This window comes from Pseudochrobactrum asaccharolyticum (assembly GCF_003314995.1).
Lineage (GTDB): Bacteria > Pseudomonadota > Alphaproteobacteria > Rhizobiales > Rhizobiaceae > Pseudochrobactrum > Pseudochrobactrum asaccharolyticum.
Map to the genome: position 1 here is coordinate 1 of NZ_QNRH01000020.1, position 2,400 is coordinate 2,400.

Genomic DNA, 2,400 nt, shown 5'->3' on the forward strand with positions numbered 1-2,400 from the left:
CTGTTCGTCTGAAAATCGTGAGCGTTTCATTGTCCATCTCCTACCAAGGATTGGACTCTACCAAAATCTGGAGGAGTTTGCGGGGCTCAGGTCACGATGTATTCCTTTTGAGAACCATCGAGTATAAACTCTATCATGATGATGCACCATTCTGAAGCGTACTCGTAATTTTGATACCTCCTCGTAAATCAGGCTATTTAATGCAAGCGTTTCCACTCGTAGTCCATTTTATGGGAGGGAGTGTTTTTTGACAATATCGAAGTTCATTCACAACAGTGCAAATTGGTTACGTTTTGAGTAAGCTGGGGATGGAGCATCTATGGTTTACAGATGATAGCTATAGTGAGAGTTTCATAGGTTGGTTTTAAAGTAAAAATAGCAGTACACATCGATTTGTGTTTCTTGACGCAGTTCGTATTAGAATGAAAATTTATGGGGTATGCTAGGCTTCGACCACACAGCGTCATTGGCAATTCGGTGCAAGTTTCGCTCATCTATACCCTTGCGCTTTGAAACTTAAGCGCAGAAACCCCGTATTCGTGGTCTAAGTCATATTTCTAATCGTTGGCTTGAAGTGTCATTTGTATCTGTAGGATACCTTTGATCTAATTTTATCCACGCTTAATTCAATAATGCTTTCACGGTTGCGTGATATTTGATTTGATTAAGTGTTAATATTCAGTAAGGGTTGAGTTGGTTAGTGAGGCTCTTGCATGAAAGCAGGAGCACAGATTGTCTCAGATTTATGTGTGAATGAAGTGTTATCTCATCAATCTTGATCGTTCAGTTGACCGCTTAACTCAGATGGAGCGGGAATTTGGCAAGTATGGACTGGCATTTACACGTGTAGCAGGTATTGATGGCCGATTACTCAAGCAAGAGGAATTAGATGCCGTTACAGCACCGATCCGTCGTTGGGAGATACCTATCCCTCCAGCTGAAATCGGATGCTTTCTGAGCCATCGTAAATGCCTTGAAATCATAGCGAATGGAGAAGATGCATTTGCTGCTGTTTTTGAAGATGATATTGTTTTATCTCATGAAGCACAAAAAGTTTTATCTTCATCGAAATGGATCCCATTAGACGCAGATATTGTTAAGATTGAAACCTTTAATACAATTATTTTACTTGATGTAAGTAATAAAATTGAAAACACCGGTTACAAATATGCTCGATTACTGAGTAAACATCTTTGTGCGGGTGGCTACATAGTATCGCGCGATGCCGCTAAGAGGATGTTGGCATTTATGGACGTGATTTCTGTCCCTATTGATAATCTTATGTTTGATCCTGCTTATGAAATGTTTGCTGATTTGAAGATTTATCAGGTTTTTCCGGCCGTCTGTAAGCAACAAGGTTTTACTAGTCTAATTGAAACTGATCGAAAAGCTTTACGGCGACAATATAAGCGGCGACCTTCTTTCCCTGGTTTGGTTTTACGTGAAATTGTTCGATCCTATAATCGCTCATCTCATATTCTCAGCCCATCTAAACTTTGGACGAGGTTAACATCTAAAAAACGTTGGTTGCGTGTATACTTTAAGCCATAGTTTGACAGTAAATATGGATTATTACTAAATCAATCTTGATATATCTGATTGGGTATTCCTAAATATATAGGAAAATTCAGAGTTCGTTTGATGTTGTTTCGCGACTTCGTTCGAATGAAATAAGCTCTGGCCTATTAAGCGGCGCAGAGAATTATAAACATTCTTTATCGGGTGAATAAATTACCTGTAACTTTGAAGGAACGCGAGATAAGCGTACCTGTTTCATGGAATCGCTTTAAATATGGACTGAGGGCTATAAGGCGATCAGACAAGGGGGGGGGATTTACCTGGTGTGCTTTTCGAGTACGAGGCTGAACTCATTCCACCTTGGTTTCAAAGCCAGTGGTACTCAGATGGTTTAGAATTGAGTGCTGATACGTAGGATCGTAAAAAGAGCTCAATGTAATCGAACACATTCACGTTGGTGTAATTCTTTGTTCGATACATCCTCCATGCTGTTCTTCTCTTTTTATTGATGTGAAAAGGCTCTCTATAACGTTGTTATCCCCGACATTATCTTTTGTAATTTTATTATCATTCCCAGCCTGTTTTTTGAGAATATGTGCGGCGAACTAGGTATTCTGTGTTGTGTATTCGGGTGGATGGCTCACTGGAAAATATGCAAAACAGCGGAAAAATACTAAGCAGAACAGGCGCCTATAATCGGCAAAGGTTCATTTGAACTTCAGGATATATATATAAGCGTTTTATTTGTTGGCGCACCCGACAGGATTCGAACCTGTGACCTCTGCCTTCGGAGGGCAGCACTCTATCCAGCTGAGCTACGGGTGCGCAGACGCTTTGATATAAAGCTAAGCCGTTCTAACGCAACCACTCTTGCGTATCAAT

1 protein-coding gene and 1 tRNA gene are annotated in these 2,400 nt (G+C 40.3%); one reads left to right on the forward strand and one right to left on the reverse strand.

Going from position 1 to position 2,400, the window contains the following annotated elements; all coding sequences use genetic code 11:
* The first annotated feature begins 753 nt into the window (after positions 1–753).
* Entirely contained in the window at positions 754–1,551 is a 798-nt protein-coding gene (locus tag DFR47_RS21065) for a glycosyltransferase family 25 protein (RefSeq protein ID WP_113946483.1), read from the forward strand.
* Positions 1,552–2,266: 715 nt separating this feature from the next.
* Here DFR47_RS21065 and DFR47_RS21070 read toward each other — a convergent pair.
* A tRNA-Arg gene (locus tag DFR47_RS21070) sits at positions 2,267–2,343 on the reverse strand.
* Positions 2,344–2,400: the final 57 nt, after the last annotated feature.